15 protein-coding genes are annotated in these 19,018 nt (G+C 49.9%); 9 read left to right on the top strand and 6 right to left on the bottom strand.

All coding sequences use genetic code 11. The features are described from left to right. Positions 1–39 precede the first annotated feature (39 nt). Positions 40–924, top strand: a complete 885-nt coding sequence (locus IE055_RS13560) for a hypothetical protein (protein ID WP_189402129.1) — start codon at positions 40–42, stop codon at positions 922–924. Positions 925–945: 21 nt separating this feature from the next. Here IE055_RS13560 and IE055_RS13555 read toward each other — a convergent pair whose 3' ends face one another. The 3 genes from IE055_RS13555 to IE055_RS13550 all read right to left on the bottom strand — a co-directional run bounded on the left by IE055_RS13555 (position 946) and on the right by IE055_RS13550 (position 3,449). Continuing rightward, entirely contained in the window at positions 946–2,781 is a 1,836-nt protein-coding gene (locus IE055_RS13555; RefSeq protein WP_189402127.1) for a carbamoyltransferase family protein, read from the bottom strand. Between the two features lie 9 nt (positions 2,782–2,790). Then, a complete protein-coding gene (locus tag IE055_RS17890; RefSeq protein WP_268244548.1) occupies positions 2,791–2,940 on the bottom strand; it encodes a DUF5989 family protein in 150 nt (49 codons plus the stop codon). A gap of 86 nt (positions 2,941–3,026) precedes the next feature. Further along, positions 3,027–3,449 carry an SxtJ family membrane protein gene (locus IE055_RS13550; protein ID WP_189402125.1) on the bottom strand — a complete coding sequence of 141 codons (423 nt, stop codon included), beginning with the start codon at positions 3,447–3,449 and terminating at the stop codon, positions 3,027–3,029. Between the two features lie 285 nt (positions 3,450–3,734). Here IE055_RS13550 and IE055_RS13545 point away from each other — a divergent pair, with 285 nt between their 5' ends. Next, complete coding sequence (locus tag IE055_RS13545; protein WP_189402123.1) at positions 3,735–5,366, top strand: long-chain-fatty-acid--CoA ligase; 1,632 nt, start codon at positions 3,735–3,737, stop codon at positions 5,364–5,366. 73 nt (positions 5,367–5,439) lie between these two features. Here the strand turns inward: IE055_RS13545 and IE055_RS13540 are convergent, their stop codons facing one another. Beyond that, positions 5,440–6,468 (bottom strand): LacI family DNA-binding transcriptional regulator, encoded by a 1,029-nt coding sequence (locus IE055_RS13540; RefSeq protein WP_189402121.1) that lies wholly within the window; start codon positions 6,466–6,468, stop codon positions 5,440–5,442. Positions 6,469–7,006: 538 nt separating this feature from the next. Between IE055_RS13540 and IE055_RS13535 the strand changes: the two genes are divergently transcribed. From IE055_RS13535 to IE055_RS13520, 4 genes are all read left to right on the top strand, one after another. After that, positions 7,007–10,222 (top strand): TonB-dependent receptor, encoded by a 3,216-nt coding sequence (locus IE055_RS13535; protein WP_189402119.1) that lies wholly within the window; start codon positions 7,007–7,009, stop codon positions 10,220–10,222. A 74-nt stretch (positions 10,223–10,296) separates the two neighbouring features. Further along, the gene (locus tag IE055_RS13530; protein ID WP_189402117.1) at positions 10,297–11,835 is read left to right on the top strand and encodes a tryptophan halogenase family protein; all 1,539 of its coding nucleotides are present in this window, start codon (positions 10,297–10,299) and stop codon (positions 11,833–11,835) included. Positions 11,836–11,969: 134 nt separating this feature from the next. After that, the gene (locus tag IE055_RS13525) at positions 11,970–13,817 is read left to right on the top strand and encodes a sodium:solute symporter family protein (protein ID WP_189402115.1); all 1,848 of its coding nucleotides are present in this window, start codon (positions 11,970–11,972) and stop codon (positions 13,815–13,817) included. Then, positions 13,814–15,202: a GH1 family beta-glucosidase gene (locus tag IE055_RS13520; protein WP_189402113.1), complete on the top strand. Its 1,389-nt coding sequence runs from the start codon at positions 13,814–13,816 to the stop codon at positions 15,200–15,202. Before IE055_RS13525 ends, IE055_RS13520 begins: the two co-directional genes overlap by 4 nt. A 124-nt stretch (positions 15,203–15,326) precedes the next feature. Here IE055_RS13520 and IE055_RS13515 read toward each other — a convergent pair whose 3' ends face one another. Further along, positions 15,327–15,554, bottom strand: a complete 228-nt coding sequence (locus IE055_RS13515) for a PA3496 family putative envelope integrity protein (RefSeq protein WP_189402111.1) — start codon at positions 15,552–15,554, stop codon at positions 15,327–15,329. A gap of 180 nt (positions 15,555–15,734) precedes the next feature. Between IE055_RS13515 and IE055_RS13510 the strand changes: the two genes are divergently transcribed. The 3 genes from IE055_RS13510 to IE055_RS13500 all read left to right on the top strand — a co-directional run bounded on the left by IE055_RS13510 (position 15,735) and on the right by IE055_RS13500 (position 17,708). After that, positions 15,735–16,574, top strand: a complete 840-nt coding sequence (locus IE055_RS13510; protein ID WP_189402109.1) for a LysR family transcriptional regulator — start codon at positions 15,735–15,737, stop codon at positions 16,572–16,574. A gap of 75 nt (positions 16,575–16,649) precedes the next feature. Beyond that, complete coding sequence (locus tag IE055_RS13505; protein ID WP_189402107.1) at positions 16,650–16,961, top strand: hypothetical protein; 312 nt, start codon at positions 16,650–16,652, stop codon at positions 16,959–16,961. 192 nt (positions 16,962–17,153) lie between these two features. After that, complete coding sequence (locus IE055_RS13500) at positions 17,154–17,708, top strand: hypothetical protein (RefSeq protein ID WP_189402105.1); 555 nt, start codon at positions 17,154–17,156, stop codon at positions 17,706–17,708. Positions 17,709–17,817: 109 nt separating this feature from the next. On the opposite strand, the gene IE055_RS13495 is transcribed toward IE055_RS13500, so the two are convergent. Next, complete coding sequence (locus IE055_RS13495; RefSeq protein ID WP_189402103.1) at positions 17,818–19,005, bottom strand: type III PLP-dependent enzyme; 1,188 nt, start codon at positions 19,003–19,005, stop codon at positions 17,818–17,820. Between the last annotated feature and the right edge of the window lie 13 nt (positions 19,006–19,018).

Raw genomic sequence — 19,018 nt, 5'->3', positions numbered from 1 at the left:
CAGTCGAGTGAATCGGGTCCGGGAGGGCGCTCAGCGCAAATGAAAGCTTTTCGTATTTTTATCCAATCTATTGGCTGGCTTACACTTATGGTGTCTATTAACAGCCATGCGCAAACACACACGCTGAGCGGTAATTTCAGTTTACCGAATGGTGTATCGAGTACCCAGTCAGACGTAATTTTTCGGATCTACACGTTAACCAGCACTGGGGAGGCTGGCGAGTTTGGTACTGGTCCCGCCACCGTCGCAACCATCTCTCAGGGCAGCCGTTCTACGTTTTATAGCCTTAATCTACAGAACTCGACCAGCACTGTACCTGGGCAACCGGCTAATTATGCACCGTTCAAACTCGGGTTTGAATGTTTGCAAGGATGTAACGTCGACTTGCAAACCACCACACAAGGATTTTGGAAACCCGCCGCTGGCGTGGTGGATTCGACTCGCGCGGAAGTTTTTCCGGCCAATTCGTCGGATCTAGCAATAAATATTACCTTAGGAAATGCGGATTTCTTTACTGGCAGTGTTCTTTTTCCAGGTGGGCTTGTTGCACAAGGTGGGGAAGCCATCACGTTGACGATTACCGGCTCTTCGTTTAATAACCCTCCCGTATTTGAACGCCAGTTTACTGCGGCCACTGGTCAAACGGCGTGGCCGTTCATGCTTGGGTTGCCAAGGATTAATGGGATCGGAGGCTGGAATATTAAGTTGCGTTGCAGTGCGTGTGACCAACAAATCTTACCTGGAGCGCAGTACCCAACAACGGCGGCAGGGGATCCTATGACACTGGATATTGCATTGCAGCGCTTTTTCGTGAAATTTCAGAATGCGACTGACTTGAGTATGACTTTTTTAGCCGCTGACCCAGCAAGCGCTCCCGCGGAGACCATGCTGGGAGCGCTGTTTCTGTTGCTCGAAGAGGATTAGGGTGAGCTGGATTATGGGCTGTTAATCCAATGTAAACTCGTTTTTGTAGTCTTTTGCGAGATCCGGGTTCTGATCTTTCTTGTGTAACACAAAGTTACCAATCGCCAGCACATCCATTTCGGTCCCCATAAAACAGTTGAATGCGTCTTCCGGTGAACCAACGATCGGTTCGCCGCGTACATTAAAGCTGGTATTTACCACCAATGGGCATCCGGTTTTGGCTTCAAATGCGCTGATCAGTTGATGGTATTTTGGGTTAGTTGCTTTGTGAACGGTTTGAATGCGTGCTGAGTAGTCCACGTGTGTGACGGCAGGGATCTCAGATCGCGGAACGTTCAGTTTGTCGATACCGAATAGCTTTTGTTGTGCGTCCGTCATCGTCAGCCGCTTATTCTTCTGTACCGCATCAACCAACAGCATATACGGGCTGGGACCGTTTAATTCAAAGAAATCATGGACTTTTTCAGCCAGAATCGATGGAGCGAAAGGGCGGAACGATTCGCGATATTTGATTTTTAGGTTGAGGTTCTTTTGCATCGCTGGTGAGCGAGGGTCGCCCAGAATAGAACGCCCGCCAAGCGCACGTGGCCCAAACTCCATGCGACCTTGAAACCAACCTAGAACCTGCTCATTAGCCAAGGCGTTCGCTGCTGCATCGATCATGGCTTCTGCGTCAGGGAACTCGGTAAAATGAGCGCCGGACGCAGTCAGGCGTTGGCGGATTTCATCATTGCTAAATTCTTTACCAAGGTAGCTGCCTTGCATATTGTCATTTTTATGCGCTGTGCGAGGTACATCATGGTAGATGTGAGCCAACGCTTGGGCCGCGCCCAATGCGCCACCAGCATCGCCGGCGGCAGGTTGAATCCAAACGCCGTCAAACAGCCCCGAACGTTGCAGTTTTCCGTTGGCCACGCAGTTTAGGGCAACGCCTCCGGCCAAGCATATATTTCTGATTCCGGTTTCAGCGGCCAGCGACTTGGCAAGTTTGAGCACAATTTCTTCTGTGACCGCTTGAACCGAAGCGGCGACATCCATATGAAACTGTTCAAGTTCGTCTTCCGGGACACGTGCTGGCCGGCCAAAAAGTTTGGCGAACTTGTTGTTGGTCATAGTCAGACCGGTACAGTAGTTAAAGTAACTCTGATCTAGCCGGTACGAGCCATCTTCCTTGACGTCGATAATGTGCTCAAGGATAAGGTCTTTGTATTTAGGGTCGCCGTAAGGTGCAAGCCCCATGACTTTGTATTCGCCTGAATTGACACGAAATCCAGTGTAGTATGTGACAGCCGAATAAAGCAGTCCGAGTGAGTGTGGAAAGTGAATCTCTTTGACCACCTCCAATTGTTTACCGCGCCCGATTGCCATTGAGGTGGTCACCCATTCACCAACGCCGTCCAATGTGAGCACGATCGCTTCCTCGAAAGGGGAAGGGTAAAAGGCGCTGGCGGCATGACTCAAATGGTGCTCTGAGAATTTTAGCCGCTGCTCCCAATCGTAGTCCGTGCCAAGATGTGTCATGGCTTCGCGAATGATTTTCTTCTGAAACAGCTTTTCTTTGATCCACAGGGGAAGTGCGGAGCGGAATGATTGAAAGCCACGTGGCGCGAAGGCAACGTAGGTTTCGAGAAGGCGCTCGAATTTAACGAATGGCTTCTCGAAAAAAACCACATTGCCGACGTCGTTTAGCGTAATTCCCGCTTCTTCCAAACAGTATTCCACCGCATTAATCGGGAATGCGCTGTCATGCTTAATTCGCGTGAAGCGCTCCTCTTGTGCAGCGGCGATGATCTTTTCGTCATCAATGATGGCAGCCGCGCTGTCGTGATAGAACGCGGAGATTCCCAGAATGATCATGCTTTAAAATTAGAATAACGTGTAAATGAACGGTGCGAGCGAGGAGCCTTGGGCAAAAATCACCAAGCCGCCTAATAGCAACGCAAAGACCAGAATAGGGAGCAGCCAGAACTTTTTTCTGACCTTCATAAACTTCCATAATTCTCTGAGTAATTCCAAAGTGTACTCCGTGACGGTAAATGTTCTTGGCGCATGACATGCGCGCTAATCAATAGTCGGTGGTAGTGCGCTGTCCGACGCCCGGTTTAAAACTGGTTGTCAAACGACTCTTTATTGATCAAGTGCTGCTCACGCTTGATCCAGTAAGTTTCTGCATTGGCGTCCAGTTTGCGACGCATGGGGTCTTTACCTAAAACCTTGAGTACCAACCCGGTTGGTAAGACAGTGAGAAAAAACACCAGCCCCATAAGGATCGGGTTGGTGATTTTATGCATCAGCATGCCAAATTTTTGAAAGGCAAAATTCAGTGGTGTCAATGCGACAGGCAACAGGATTGCGAGGGCGGAAAATCCGCCCGAAACATAGAGCGACCACATACGCGGCGCGTTGCCGCTCAGCAACGGAAACAAGGTAATCACCAAAAAAATCCCGGCAAATATGAGTCCGAAAGTACGGTTCTCGAGCGGCTTGGGTGCTGCAGCAGGTGTGTGCGATTTTTCTATTGGCATGGTGATTATCGTGGACTTCCTGATCAAAGGGAGGAAGGTAGCGCAAATCGCCGCGTTTGCAAAGCCTTGAGTTTGATGTTTCTGTTGGTTTCGGACAATCAAAAATCTATGCGTTGAATATAGGACTATTTGTTGCGTCAATACCGGGTAGAAATACGCCGAATTTTTGCGTACAGGGGGATGCTACACAGACTTTTGTTTCCCGTGCTAACATGCCTAGATTATAAAAAACAGTGGGCTGAGATTAACAGTCCCAAAATCCCCAAACCGGTTTAGGAGGTATGTATGCAAGGCTTAATGATGGGCGATCAGTTGACCATTACTGCACTAATGAAACATGGCCGTGCCATTAATGGCGACAGTAAAATCGTCTCAATTACGCACGATAACCCGCGCCATGAATACACCCAGTCAGAGTGTTATGATCGCGCTGCACAGCTAGCAAACGCATTGAAGAGACTCGGCGTCGAGCAAGGCCAAACGGTAGGGACTCTGGCATGGAACGATTACCGCCATATGGAGATCTACTATGGTGTGGCTTGTTGTGGTTCAGTTTGCCACACCATTAATCCACGCTTGTTTCCCGAACAACTGGTGTACATCATTAATCACGCTGAAGACCAATTGTTAATGGTTGACCCCATGTTCGTACCGCTGATCGAAGCAATTGCGGATTCCATCCCGCACGTCAAAGGCGTCGTGGTGATGGCCAGCGAAGAGACCATGCCAGACACCAAGCTGGAGAATGTGTATTGCTATGAAACCCTGTTAGCCCAAGAGGGCTCAGACTACCGCTGGCCTGATCTGGATGAAAATACGGCATGTTCATTGTGTTATACCTCGGGTACGACGGGTAACCCCAAGGGAGTGCTTTACTCACACCGATCGTTGGTCTTGCAGTCTTACGCTTGTTGTTTAGGCGACGGTATGGGGCTTACTGCCCATGACGTGGCTTTACCTATCGTTCCGATGTTCCATGTAAATGCGTGGAATATGCCTTACTCAGCCGCGTTGGCTGGTTTTACGCTGGTCTTTCCAGGGTCCAAGATGGGTGACGGTGAAACCTTGCAGCGCTTGATTGAAGAGGAAGGCGTAAAGTATGCAGTCGGTGTGCCGACTGTGTGGTTGGCATTGCTGAACTACCTTAAAGAGTCCGGTAAGACCGTGCCGTCATTAGAGCGTGTAGGTGTTGGTGGCTCTGCATGTCCATTGAGCATTATGCATGACTTTGAAAAAAATCATGGTGTAACCACCGTGACTGGTTGGGGAATGACTGAAATGGCGCCGCTAGGTACATTTAATGCCCCTAAGCATCCGCGCGACTACTACAGCGATGAAGAGTATGACAAGCTGAGGGTCCGTGCGGGCCGACCGGTGTTCGGCGTCTCGATGAAGATTGTCGATGACAAGAATAACGAGTTGCCCTGGGACGGCGTTGCATTTGGTGCGTTAAAGGTGAAGGGGCCTTGGGTAGTCGAGCGCTATTACAAGCATTCCGAAACCGCGATGGATGACGACGGGTGGTTTGACACGGGTGATGTTGCCAGTATTAATCCAGATGGCAACATGATGATTACTGACCGCACCAAGGACGTGATCAAGTCTGGCGGCGAGTGGATTTCGTCGATCGACTTGGAGAACTGTGCTGTGGCGCACCCAGAGGTGGCCGAGGCTGCGGTAATCGGTATTGCGCACCCGAAGTGGGATGAGCGCCCCTTGCTGGTCATTGTACGAACCGCCGGTTCGTCGGCTTCTGGTGACGACATCTTGCAATTTATGGATGGTAAAGTTGCCAAGTGGTGGATGCCGAATGAGGTTGCCTTCGTGGACGAGCTGCCGCATACGGCGACCGGTAAGATCCACAAAATGAAATTACGTGAGCAATTCGCAGAGTATCGGTTTGCCGATGAGTCTTAAAAGCGCGTTGTAGCTAAAAAGGGTTTACGAAAGGTCATCGGCCAGCACCTTATCACGTTGGTCGGTCGCCTTATTATCTTGGGGTAGTCGCGCTGGATCGCACGACCAGTTTGTGCGGTAAAATGTGCTTAGATTCTGGTTCCGCAATGTCCTCGATTAAATCGATCAGGATGTTGGCGCAGGTCCGGCCAATGGCTTCCACCGGCTGCGCGATGGTGGTGAGGGGCGGGGATAAATACTGCGCAAAGCGAATGTCGTCGAAGCCTACGACGGACATATCCTCAGGTACTCCGAAACCGTGTTCTTTCAACGTGGCGACACAGCCCATTGCCATTTCGTCAGACATGCAAAAAATTGCTGAGGGTCGATGTTTGGCTAACAAGACTTGCTTGGTGATACGCACACCAGCTTCGAGTGTGTACGCACCCTGATAAACGTTCTCTTCGCGGTAGGCGATCCCTGCCGCACTGAGCGCCAATCGATATCCTTCTAGTCGTTGTACCGTGCTGGGGGATTCAATGTCGCCCGTGATAACCGCAATGTTCTGATGTCCTAATTCGATCAGGTGTGTGACCGCATCGCGTCCAGCCTGGACATTATCAATCGATACCCAGGGCAAATTGGATGTGTCGATGTGTGGTGAGTCCGCGAGTTCGCAAGAGTTCACCAGCGGCGGTAATTTGAAATTTTCGGATTGCAGTTCTTCTGCCGTAAAAGGCAGGCGATGCGAGAACACAATAATGCCATCAGCTTGCCGTGAGCGGACCATGGCACCATAAACCAATTCGCGCTCGCGAATTCCCTGTGTGTCGCCAAATAGTACAGAGTAACCGCGCTCTGCTGCGGCGCGCTCTAAAGATTGAATTACGCCGGAATTGAAAGTATCGCTAATGTCGGGAATGATGGCAACGATATTACCTGAACGAGAAGTGCGTAGGCTGGCACCCAGGCGGTTGGGTTGGTAGCCCACGCGTTTGGCGGCGGCCTGAACCCGATCCCGCATTTTCTTGGAGACCCGTTCTGGGTTGCTCAGTGCACGGGAAACCGAGGCGGTGGAGACGCCTGCAATGCGTGCGAGTTCTTTAATTCCAATATCGGACATTGGTGTCTGTCTCTACGATCTAGTGTTAATACGGCACTCTAACAGGATTCTTTTTCTTGGGAAACGATTGCCTATTTTTGGTTCGATTGTACCGAACCTATGAGAAATTACAGTAAACGTTTACCATTTTGGATGATTGGCTTTATTTTTTTAAGTCAATCTTTATGTAAAGAGTAACGGATAAGTGTATGAATATAAAATTAAAAAAATAATTTTATGTCAGCGTATATAGTCAAGTGTAATTTTTGTTCGTTTTCCATATTGGAAAACGTTTACCATTAGTGTAAGGTTCGCCTATCAAACATCGGGCAGCGTGCGTCCTCAGTTTTGTTGTCGTGCGATCGGTCGAGTTTGATTCTGTTGCTTACTTAAAGTGTCAGTGAGAATAGCCAAGTGATGACCGCGTCGGCGCAAGCCTGGAGATAAGCGCGATCAGCGACTCAAATTAGGGAGAGTAAGGCTGTTCGAAGAATCTGATCGGTAGGCAATTGGAGGAGAGGTATTACAGAACAATTACATTAGTCAGAGGAGAACCACCATGACCCGAAGTCAGTTCGTGGCCAAAAATCGTTACGGCCAATCGCCGGAACGACAGGCGAAGGCCAATCAATTCACCAAAACCAAAATTGCACTGGTTGTGTCATCCTGCTTGTTGGGAAGCAGTCTTAGCCATGCGCAATCCACCGCCGATCAGGCAGAAAACAGTGCGTCCAATGAAGTGCTTGAAGAGATCATCGTACGTGGTCAGCGCAATGCATTGAATCGATCGCTCGACATCAAACGCCAATCGCAGCAAGTGATGGAAAGTATCACTGCGGATGACATTGGTAAGATGCCAGATCAGAATGTGACCGAATCACTGCAACGGTTGACGGGCATTCAAATCGATCGTGAAGGCGGCGAAGGTACCAAAGTCCGTATCCGCGGCTTGGATCAAAACGTTACCCTACTCAACGGCGAAACGTTTCTAACCGGCTTGGAATACTTCCAGCTCGGCGAAGCCCGGGTTGAGTTCACCAACTCTTTGGAAGGTATTCCTTCCGAACTTCTCGGTGGTGTGGATGTTTTCAAAAGTCCGCGTGCGTCCTTGGTCGAAGGCGGCCTTGGTGGCACCATTAACCTGAAGACGCGTTCACCATTCTCGATTGGCACCGATGAGTTATTGCTTGCCGGTAATGCTAAGTTGGACCAAGGTTCCGACTCAAGTGACGCGCAACCCAGTGGCGCGGTGGTTTTAGGTAAAAACTGGGATGATACCTTTGGCGCGATTCTATCGATCACGACCAACAATAAGACAGTACATTCTGATCAGGCTCAAACCTTCTCTCGTCAAAGTTTTCAAGTCAATACGCTGGCGAACGGACAAGATTATATCCGTCCAGGCATGTTGTATTTCACCGATGCGGAAACCGAGCGAGAGCGTCTGGGTGCAAGCCTTACACTCGGTTGGCGTCCGAATGATAATTGGGAATTATCCGCTGACTGGACGCATGCAGGATTGGATTTAGACCGTAGTTCTTATTCAGTAAAACACGACATGGGTGTGGATGGTTCTGCCGGTTTGGAAGCCGCTTATCCCTTTGTCAGTGGCTCTCGTGGCGCATCGATTTTAACGCCAGAAGAATACCTAGCGCCAGGTTTGGTTAACCATAACTTCGCGGGCGGCTCAATCGCGCATATCCAGCAAGGCACGTTCATTGCCGGCGGGTCAGAAGTCAACACCGGTCGTGAGATGTCAGATGTCACCACAGACAATATTCGACTTGGCGCTGAATTTGATAGCGGTGGTCGACTCACTGCGTCGTTTGATCTGTCGCACTCTAAGGCCGATTATGAAAGTGAGTACGCGTTTAGTGATAGCCGCTTCTCACCTTACGGCGTAACCACGTTCACCGGGCAGGGAGACACAGGGTGGCAAGTCGTTGCTAACAACGATCCAACACCGAATACTGGTGCAGACAATACCGATGATTTGCGCGTTTGGACTTATTCAACTAACGGTGGTTTACCAGACGTTCGCTATGCCGATGAGGGATGGTTGACAGATTCGCGTTATTTGAACTTCAAATCGCACTGGGCGTTCGGTGACAGAGTCAGCAATGAAGAAACCGCGTTGCGTGCCGATATTGAACTGGATATGGACGTCGGTCGCTTAGAAACCTTACGTTTTGGTGCACGAGTTGCAGATGAAGAGGTGGATTTTGTTGAAGGTCATTACCTGGCTGATTTAAGTCGTAATGGCGCACCTGCTACCTTTGACCCGAGTTTTGACCCAGGTCGTGGTGGTGTTGGTCTGCGTGCAACTGCAGGCTACGATCTCGGTGATGTGGATGGTGACGGGATCAGTGATGCCCAGTTATTTGGGCCATATTATCGCTACCTTGACGCAGCGATTGGCGACAAATGTCCGGATGCAACAACGAGCTCCGGTGACCCTTTGTGTGAGGCACTATACGGTGTTGACTTTGCACGATTCGGTGGTACGTCGCCGGGTGTCATTCCTTGGGAGACCTACAGCAGCAATCCAAACCGCGCTGTGCGCATCAATGACTACTTCCCATCCGGTAACTATCAAAACGGTCTGTTATTTGACGATGCGGCGCGCATGGGCAATCCAGGCGAATGGTTTCAAGGCATTGCAGCTGGTGCGCCAGTCGACTTCATTGAAGACCCGCTGGAGTCTTGGGTAGCTTCCGAGCAAACCTCAGCAGCCTATTTTGAAGCAGATTTCGGCGGCGCGGAAGCCAACTGGGATTTGAATATCGGTGTTCGAGTCATTCGCACTGAAACTGAGATCACATTCTCAAAAGCCAGCCCGGCGACAGAGCGTCTGTGGAGTACGGATACATGGAATGGCGCTTTCCGTGATGCCAATCTGGAGACTAAGAAAGTATCGTATACCGATGTCCTACCGAGTATGAACTTTTCGTATGACCTGGATGATCAACGCAAAATTCGTATAAACGCGGCCAGCGTGATCGCGCGCCCTGACTTACAATTGCTAGGTCGTGGTTTCACACAAGATCTGACGCGTGACATTGGCTGTAACTGCTTCCGGTTTAACGGTGGTGAGGCGGGTAACCCGGACTTGGATCCGTTCCGAGCAGATCAGTTTGATTTGTCTTACGAGTGGTATTTTGGTGACATCGGTTTGGCGTCAGCGACATTCTTCTACAAAGATGTCGAGTCGTTCATCGCGAGCCGTACCGTACAGGAAACGCAACCGGACCAAACCCCGGGTGGTGCAAGCACCGCTGGCGTGACGCGTCCGTTTAACGGCGACGGTGGCACCGTTCAAGGTCTGGAGTTGTCATTCCAAACTGGATTTGATAATGGTTTTGGTTTGGCTGCGAACTTTACGTACTCAGATTCAGAAACCGGCTTAGAGTCATTGACGCGCACCGATTTGCCGCTGCCTGGTGTCTCAGAAACTTCATACAACCTAATTGGATTTTATGAGAACGATGTGATCCAAGCGCGGTTGGCATATACCTGGCGTGATGAATACTTGGCACCAACCAACACCACAATTGGTGTAGCCGGTTTGGATCTGCCGTTGTCCTCTTGGTTCCGTGACTACGGTCAATGGGATGCGTCATTCACCTATAATTTCAGCGATACGCTGGCGTTATCGGCTGAGGTCATCAACATCACTGGTGAAGAACAAGAGCGCTATCTTGAGTGGTCAGAAAATTTCTTTACCTATGATTCGCAAGAGACGCGTTATATCCTTGGAGTGAACTTCCGCTTCTAACTTTTGTCGTAAGTGTGGCAGCATTTTGTTCTTTCGAGAGCAGAGTGCTGCCATGTCCGAGGAGATAACGTTTTATGAGTAAGCCTGCAATTCGCAACATTGTTATTGTCGGTGGCGGTACCGCTGGTTGGATGTCAGCGGCTTGTTTGGCGCACGTGCTTCATGGGCTGGATTATCGGATCACACTGGTCGAATCGGCCGATATCCCAACCATTGGCGTTGGTGAGGCAACCATACCGCCAATTGTGGACTTCATACGTTTTTTAGGAATCAACGAACAAGAGTTTGTTCGCGCAACAAACGCCACGTTCAAATTGGGTATTCAGTTTGAAGGCTGGAAAACCACTGATTCTCGCTACTTTCATCAGTTCGGCGCGCTGGGATGCGCTATCGACGGCTTACCGTTTTACCAGTTTTGGTTGCGTGCTAAACAGCAAGGCGATCAAACGGTTCTCTCACAGTTCTCGCCAGCCGCTCGAATGGCTGCGCAGAATAAGTTTGTGCCGGCTTCGTTTGGTACCAAGGAGTCTTTGCTGGCAGGATCCAGTCATGCGTGGCACTTTGATGCCAGTCTAGTGGCTCAGTATTTTTCTGACTTTGCGCAACAAAAGGGTGTCATGCGTGTTGAGGCCAATGTGCTGGACACGACATTAGGTGATGACGGCGATATCGCGACCTTGACCGTGGATGGTGCCAGCGGTGTTGCTACGCTTCAGGGTGATTTATTTATCGATTGCACTGGTTTCCAAGGCCTTCTAATTGAACAGGCTCTTGGGGCAGGGTATGAGGACTGGACTGACTACCTGCCATGTGATCGGGCCGTCGCAGTTCAAAGTGAGTCGACCGGTGAAATTTCGCCGTACACGCGTGCGATCGCTGAACCCGCAGGTTGGCGCTGGCGTATTCCGTTGCAATCACGGGTTGGAAATGGGTATGTGTACTGCAGCCAGTATCTCGATCAGGACGATGCACAGGCGCACTTGTTGAGCCAGATCGATGGTAAATCCGTCACTGAGCCAAAGCATTTGCGGTTTGTTACGGGTCATCGACGTGAAATGTGGCGGCGGAACTGCGTGGCGATTGGTCTTTCTGCGGGTTTCCTAGAACCATTGGAATCAACCGGCATCCATTTGATTATGCGGGGCGTACGGCGATTAATTGAGCTGTTACCTGCGACGCGAGACTGTTTATGCCAGGCGCGGGAGTACAACCAAAGCTTGATCGCCGAATACACCTCAATTCGTGATTTTTTGGTCTTGCATTATGCAACTACGCAGCGTGACGACACATCATTCTGGCGCCATTGTGGCGAGATTTCAATCCCCGACTCGTTGGCACACAAGCTGGAGTTGTTTAAAGCCAGTGGATACTTGAAGCCTGATTCACACGATTTATTCGAATACAATAATTGGTTAGCGGTACTAGAGGGCATGGGAGTACGTGCTCAGAATACCAGTCCGCGCATCAATTCTGTGGCCCCTGAAGAAGTGGCAAAAATTCTGCAACAACTGGACGCGGCGCTTGGCAAGATGACCGACGCTGCGCCGACCCATGAAGCGTTTATTCAGCGCTATGTGATTGATAATAAAATAGAAAAACAAAAAGCTGGATAGCCCCAGATCAACCAAATAGCAGTGCGATGCCACGGCCGCATCGACCATACATTATGAGCAATTTATTCTTTTTCGTGCACGCTTTTTCAGCGTCGCACGGGCAACGTGTTAACCATCTTGGATCGGAGTAGAGTATGCAACTGACCTTATTAGATGCATTGATTATTATCAGCTACCTGGTTGTCACGGTGGTCATCGGCTTAGTTTTGCGCAAGCAAGCTGAGCGTTCAAAAAACGATTACATGCTTGGCGGCAATCGCCTTCCATGGTACATGCTGGGGCTTTCCAATGCGTCTGGTATGTTCGATATTTCAGGTACCATGTGGCTGGTAACCTTGTTGTTCGTTTACGGTCTACAGAGCGTCTGGGTTCCATGGCTGTGGCCGGTTTTCAATCAGATTTTTCTGATGGTGTTTCTGTCTATCTGGTTGCGCCGTTCAAACGTATCCACTGGGGCTGAATGGATCGGGACGCGATTTGGTTTTGGCACTGGGGCCCAGCTTTCGCACACGATTATCGTGGTGTTCGCGATTCTGCTCGGCCTTGGGTATTTGGCTTACGGCTTTATTGGTGTGGGCAAATTTGTAGAAATTTTTCTGCCTTGGGAGGTCATCTCACCGTACATCCCATTCGAAATTGCACCACAGTACGTTCCACATTTTTACGGCATTGTGTTAACCGCCTTCGCTGTTTTTTATTCAGTTCTGGGCGGCATGATGAGCATTGTCTGGGCGGATGTCATTCAGTTTATATTGATGGCGATCGCTGCCATCGTCATCGGTGTCATTGCGATGAATGCGCTGAGCGCGTCATCGTTAAACGTGCCAGACGGTTGGATGACGCCATTCTTCGGTTTTGGCGATGGGTTGGACTGGTCATCGATCATCCCAGAAGTGAATAACCGCATCACTAGTGACAACTTCGGTTTATTCCATATTTTCTTCATGATGATGATTTTTAAAGGTGTTCTGGTGAGTATGGCGGGTCCAGCGCCAACTTACGACATGCAGAAAATCTTATCTGCCAAATCACCACGTGAGGCGGCGCTGATGAGTGGTTCGGTCAGTCTGATTTTGATGCCATTGCGTTACTTTATGATCGCAGGTTTTGCCGTTTTGGCGGTGCTGAACTTTGATCAACTGGATTTGCTGGTCAGTGGTGAGATCGACTTTGAACAGATCCTGCCATCTGCCATCAATGAGTTTGTCCCCAGCGGGGTACTGGGCTTGTTGTTAGCTGGCTTACTGGCGGCATTTATGTCGACATTTGCCGGAACGTTGAATGCCACACAGGCTTACCTAGTCAACGATATATATTTAAAGCACATCAATCCGGATGCAGAAGCGAAAACTGTGTTCCGAGTTAATCTGATAGCTGGGTTGGCGATGGTCTCGGTCAGTATCGTCATGGGCTTCTTTGCGGGGAACGTTAACAACATTTTGCAATGGATCGTCTCCGGGCTCTACGGCAGTTACGTCGCTGCCAACGTCTTGAAGTGGTATTGGTGGCGATTTAACGGCTGGGGTTTCTTTTGGGGCATGGTTGGCGGATTGATTCCCGCGCTCACCTTTCGATACATTTTTGCAGGCGTGTTTGATTTGTACACCTTCCCTCTGATGCTGATATTAGCGGTCACTGGTTGTGTTCTCGGTACCTTACTTACCAAGCCAGTTGATGAAAAAGTACTCATGACGTTCTATAAAAACGTCCGTCCATGGGGTTTTTGGGGCCCCATCCGTGCCAAAGTTCAAGCCGCTTACCCTGATTTTGAACCCAATACTGGATTCAAACGCGATGCTTTCAATGTGTTGGTTGGTGTGGTTTGGCAAACGTCGTTGGTGATATTGCCGATCTATCTCGTGTTACAGGAAAGTGTGCCGATTCTCATTACCGCGGCGGTGGCGATTATTACCAGTGTTATTTTGAAGCGAACTTGGTTTGATCGACTGCCTCGCGACACTCAATCAGGTGTGAACTCATGAGTTTGAAGACTAAGTTTCCAACGGATTTTGTCTGGGGAACGGCGACCTCAGCGTACCAGATTGAGGGGGCCGCCGCGCTTGATGGCCGCGGTCCCTCTATTTGGGACGCTTTCTGTGACGAGGCGGGACGTGTGGCTAATGGTGATTCTGGAGACCAGGCCTGTGACCACTATCACCGTTTTCGTGAAGATATCGCGTTGATGGCGGACATGGGGGTAACTGCTTACCGTTTTTCTATCTCTTGGCCTCGAATTTTGCCTGATGGAACCAACTCGACGCTCAATCAGGCGGGGATCGACTTTTATAACGCGCTGATTGATTGCTGTTTGGAACATGGCATTCAGCCTTGGGCTACTCTATATCACTGGGATTTACCCCAAGCTTTGCAAGAGCATGAGGATGGGTGGTTAAACCCCGCTATGGCAGACCGTTTTGCCGATTATGCTGCTGTCTGTTTCGAGCACTTCGGTGACCGAGTGAAACATTGGATCACAATTAATGAAGCCTGGGTTGTGGCCATTCTGGGCTACGGGCAAGGCGTCTTTGCGCCGGGTCGAACATCCAATGTTGAGCCGTACCAAGTCGCTCATCACTTGCTTCTGGCGCATGCCAAGGCGGTCGATATTTACCGACGTCAGTTTAAGCCGGCGCAAAGTGGTCTGATCGGAATCACCAATAATTGTGACTGGCGGGAACCGAAAACAGATAGTCAAGCCGATCGCGAGGCCGCTCAGCGCGCGCTGGAATTCTTCCTCGCTTGGTTTGCTGATCCGATCTACCTTGGCAACTACCCAGACAGTATGCGTGAGTATGTTGCCGAGCGTTTGCCTGTGTTTACCGAAGCGGAGCGCGACCTAGTCTTGGGTTCGTCTGACTTTTTTGGCTTGAATCACTACACAACCATGTATGCATCGCAATCAGGCGACCAGGTGCAGGAGTCCGCCGTGTACGGCAATGGTGGTTTGAGCGAAGACCAGCAGATCGATCTCAGTGTGGACCCTCAATGGAAGAAGACCACCATGCAGTGGGCCGTGGTCCCTTGGGGTTGCCGTAAACTGCTGCACTGGATCGCTGATCGATACAAAAATCCGCCAATTTATATTACTGAAAACGGTTGTGCTTATGATGATCATCCGGTGGACGGCGAAGTGCATGATCAGGCGCGGATAGACTATTATGCTGCCTATCTTGAGGAGTGCGCTCACGCGATTGAGCAGGGCGTCGATCTGCGAGGGTATTTTGCATGGTCAATGCTGGATAATTTCGAATGGGCTTCCGGTTACGGGCAGCGATTTGGTTTGCACTATGTGAATTTTGAAACCATGGAGCGGATTCCGAAGGCCAGTGCGCGCTGGTTTAAAGCGCAGTTGAACCCGGAAGGCTAAGGGTCAGGGTTGGGAGTGGCGCATTCGACGTAGGCCGTATTGCTGTGGATCGCACGTAAAAACACCTCTGTACCCTTGCGGTACAGAGGCTGAAAAAAAGGATTTATCAATCTACTTTTTTCGATTATTCATAGGAATCTAGATGATAATCGTTGATCCAACGAGCGAGTTCTCGGTCCTCGTTGTAGCGCTCGATTTGACGCCGAGCTTCGCGTTTGCGTCGGCTTCGTTTCCGACTGTCTCGTTTCTCAAACTGCTCGAAGAATTCGTCTTCAGACATATCTTCAAAATCGCCAAACAAGATTTCGTCATTGTCGTTGTGCTGATCAGATTTTGAGCTGTGCTTTCGCATGGTGTTGGTCCCATAAAATGTTGGTATCAGTTAGTTAAACCTTAGCGAGAGGCCTAACTAGTGATTAATTATTGGGCTATGGCACGAGCTTGTAAAAAGAATTATATTTGTCGTGACGATCAAAAAAATTGTTTGTAAACATGAACGTAAGTTGTCACTCCTACAAAAACTTTCAGCCATATGGACATCAACGCATTTAGGACCTTTTTAGAGGTTGCCAAGACACGCCATTTTGGTCGCGCCGCCGGCAATCTCTGTGTCACTCAGTCTGCAGTCAGCGCCCGTATTAAAGCCCTTGAAGAGAGCATGGGTACCGAATTGTTTGTACGCGAGCGCAGTAATATTCACCTGAGTCCGAGCGGTGAAGCCCTGCTGTTTCATGCCAACAGCATAGTCAATATGTGGAATCGTGCGCGACAAGAAGTGAGTCTGCCGGAGGGAATGCAAACCAGTTTGAATGTGGGAGGTCTACCGGGTTTATGGGATATCGCGTTGCAAGAGTGGCTTAATGCGGTTCTTGCAGAACATGCTGAAATGGCCATCACGGCGGAGATTTACAGTGCTGAATTGTTGGTGGAGAAAGTTATAAATCGTTCTCTGGATGTGGCCTTTATGTATGAGGCCCCGCAGTCACATCATGTCGAGTCCCAAGTATTCGACACAATTCAGTTGCGATTGGTGGCGTCAGAGCCAGGTCTGACCAGTAACGACGCGCTTCAAACCGGCTATGTTTATGTGGACTGGGGTAGTTACTTCGGTGTGCAGCATGCAGCCGAATTCCCTCAGTCACCCGTGGCGAAGCTTTACACCAGCTCTGCTCGAATCGCGTTCGAGAGCATTAAAGCGAATGGCGGCGCAGCGTATTTAGCTACTCCGATGGTCAGCAGGGCGGTCTTAGCTGGTGAGGTGTTCTATGTGACAGACGCGCCAGTGTTTCAACGTGCCGCGCATGCCGTATTCCATAAAAATAGCCAGAAATCGGACTTTGTCCGAAGTTTGTTGTCTCTGCATGCACAGTAAGGCTGGCCTCATGGGGGCTTGCCGCTCTATGGCGGACTGTGGCATGCTGCATGCTTCCCCATTGTAAGTGTGCTTATGTTTTTGTCTCAATACACACCACACCTGCTCACCGCAGGGTCATTGTTCGTTGCCATTTACCTGCACGCCCGCCAATCTCGATTGAGTTTTTGGCAACTATCGTTGTGGAGCGCTGTTGGGTCTGCAGTGCTCGCGATCACCGTTATCTTTTTTATCCACGATAACTATCTCAATCTGCCCGTGGAAGTCAGTGCACTTGAGCGTTTGTACGCCATTTTGATGGTTTGCGTCTTGTCGTTTGTCTATGGGCTTATTTTGGCATTGCTGGTCGGTTATGTGATGAAACTCGCCCCATCCTTTTTCGACTGAGGCTGACACGCATCTCGGTGTGACGTAGGTCACGCACTTTTCTTCAAATTTTTGAATCCAAATCCCTCTGCATCGCATCTAAGTAACAAATGGCGATTATGCTGACTTGGTTATTGAGGTTGTGCCTCCGTACATGCCGCACTATTTCGCTTTGTATAAGTACCATCGACTTTGGGAGAGTTAGGAGACGTTATGTGGAAATCAAAATTTGGTGTCATCGCGATTGCAGGTATGGTCATGCTGGGCGTGGTCGCAGACGAGGCGCATGCCGCCAAGAAGTATCGCATCTACGGTGACAAAGTCACTGGCTCTAGAATGCGGCCGGTTGAGGTGGAGTCGTTGGTACCATTTGACAAGACTTATGACGAATTAAATTCTTCGCAGAAAAAGGCATTCCGTAGCATGTATGGTGTCCTAAAAGAGACTGAGCATCCTCCATACCCTGTCAGTGGCACAGAAGAAATATATCGAGCCTTGATTAAAGCCAATAAATTGGTGGCCGTGCCTGGAAAGTTATTTTTAGTGGCTAATGTCAACGCGCAAGGCTCGGTTGAAAATGTCGCTGTTTACAATAGTCCTGACAAACGGATCACGGAGATCGCGACCAATCTGATGTTGGTGATAAAATTTAAACCTGCGGAATGTAACGGTGCACCGTGTGCGATGGAATTTCCGTTCGAGATGGATTTTCGTGAGTTGACTCGAGTTGAACTTGAGGCCATGCGTCGCAACCGGCAAGCTGGCTAGTATTGAATTTGCCTCACTTGGTAATTGCCTGAGTAAGCTATTTGGTTGGGCACCTAGCCCTGAGTGACATGCTCACTCAGGGCATTTTTTTAAGCCGTTGGGAACCGGATTAGTTGACCAAGACCGGTGGCTCCTGTGGATGGTCAACGACCACCAGTCGAGCGTCCGGTATCGAGTTGAAGCGTGTTTTGGTGGCGGCTGTGTACGCGCCCATTTGGTGGCCGATCACTAAATCGCCAATTTCCAGTTCCGGTAGACCGATATTTTCGGCAACCACATCAATACTGTCACAGGTTGGGCCGGCAACAATGCTTGGCATACGTTCACCGTCTCTGAATACTTGTAACGGATAGGTTGCGTGATCGAACAGCTGGCCCGAGTACGAGCCGTAAATACCATCGTCCAGATAATACCAACGGAACCCATTACGCATTGATTTTCCGGCAACCGTGGTCACGCTGGTGACCGATGGGGCGACCAAGTAGCGCCCCGGCTCTGCGATCAGATGCCAATCTCTCGGCAATTCTGCCAGTGCCGCCCGGATTGGCATACAGAACGCCTCGATGTCGAGCCCCTTGAGCTCGTAGTCAGCAGGGAATCCGCCGCCAATATCGAGGACACTGAGCGGCTTGTTTGCGGTTTCATTAATTTCCTGCATTAATCTATGGCAGCGCGAAATCGCCTCCACATGTTTACTGGCATCGTGACACTGAGAACCGACATGGAATGACAACCCTTTAACGTGAATGCCCAGTGCATTTGCCTCTTGTACTAGCTCTGAAACCTCATCTGGTGCACAACCAAATTTTTTGGACAGATCAACGATTGCCGACGCACTGCGGAAACTGACTCTCAGTAATACGCCAACACGAGAACGATAGGGCACCAGTTTTTTCAGCTCGTGGACATTGTCGATCACAAAGGTGGTGGCACCAAAACGCAGGCCATCGCGAATTTCCTGATCTTTCTTAATTGGATGCGTGTGAATGGTTCGTCGTCCAGACACTTTGTGATCCAACAATAAGCTCATTTCACCAGCCGAGGCGATATCAAAACCACCGCCAAGCTGGTCAATGATTTTGATGATTTCGGGGTCTGGGTGTGCCTTGACGGCATAGTATAAATCTACCTCTGGTAGCGCCGCTTGCAGTGCTTTGAAACGCGTTTTTAGAACACGACCGTTGAGGACCAACAAAGGAGAGCCGTACTCCGAGACCAAGTCCTGGTAATACGTTTGTGCTGCCGGATCGTCACCCGTAATTAGTGGGCGTGTGTCGATTGGGTGCGGGTTGTTCATGTGGCCAGCAACG

Origin of the sequence: Arenicella chitinivorans, from assembly GCF_014651515.1 — a bacterium.
Lineage (GTDB): Bacteria > Pseudomonadota > Gammaproteobacteria > Arenicellales > Arenicellaceae > Arenicella > Arenicella chitinivorans.
This window is presented reverse-complemented; position numbering and strand designations above follow the sequence as displayed.

Bases quoted from the DNA above. Each gene is read 5' to 3' on its own strand.
- IE055_RS13560 (WP_189402129.1), top strand. From the start codon at position 40: ATGAAAGCTTTTCGTATTTTTATCCAATCTATTGGCTGGCTTACACTT.
- IE055_RS13555 (WP_189402127.1), bottom strand. From the start codon at position 2,781: ATGATCATTCTGGGAATCTCCGCGTTCTATCACGACAGCGCGGCTGCC.
- IE055_RS13550 (WP_189402125.1), bottom strand. From the start codon at position 3,449: ATGCCAATAGAAAAATCGCACACACCTGCTGCAGCACCCAAGCCGCTC.
- IE055_RS13545 (WP_189402123.1), top strand. From the start codon at position 3,735: ATGCAAGGCTTAATGATGGGCGATCAGTTGACCATTACTGCACTAATG.
- IE055_RS13540 (WP_189402121.1), bottom strand. From the start codon at position 6,468: ATGTCCGATATTGGAATTAAAGAACTCGCACGCATTGCAGGCGTCTCC.
- IE055_RS13535 (WP_189402119.1), top strand. From the start codon at position 7,007: ATGACCCGAAGTCAGTTCGTGGCCAAAAATCGTTACGGCCAATCGCCG.
- IE055_RS13530 (WP_189402117.1), top strand. From the start codon at position 10,297: ATGAGTAAGCCTGCAATTCGCAACATTGTTATTGTCGGTGGCGGTACC.
- IE055_RS13525 (WP_189402115.1), top strand. From the start codon at position 11,970: ATGCAACTGACCTTATTAGATGCATTGATTATTATCAGCTACCTGGTT.
- IE055_RS13520 (WP_189402113.1), top strand. From the start codon at position 13,814: ATGAGTTTGAAGACTAAGTTTCCAACGGATTTTGTCTGGGGAACGGCG.
- IE055_RS13515 (WP_189402111.1), bottom strand. From the start codon at position 15,554: ATGCGAAAGCACAGCTCAAAATCTGATCAGCACAACGACAATGACGAA.
- IE055_RS13510 (WP_189402109.1), top strand. From the start codon at position 15,735: ATGGACATCAACGCATTTAGGACCTTTTTAGAGGTTGCCAAGACACGC.
- IE055_RS13505 (WP_189402107.1), top strand. From the start codon at position 16,650: ATGTTTTTGTCTCAATACACACCACACCTGCTCACCGCAGGGTCATTG.
- IE055_RS13500 (WP_189402105.1), top strand. From the start codon at position 17,154: ATGTGGAAATCAAAATTTGGTGTCATCGCGATTGCAGGTATGGTCATG.
- IE055_RS13495 (WP_189402103.1), bottom strand. From the start codon at position 19,005: ATGAACAACCCGCACCCAATCGACACACGCCCACTAATTACGGGTGAC.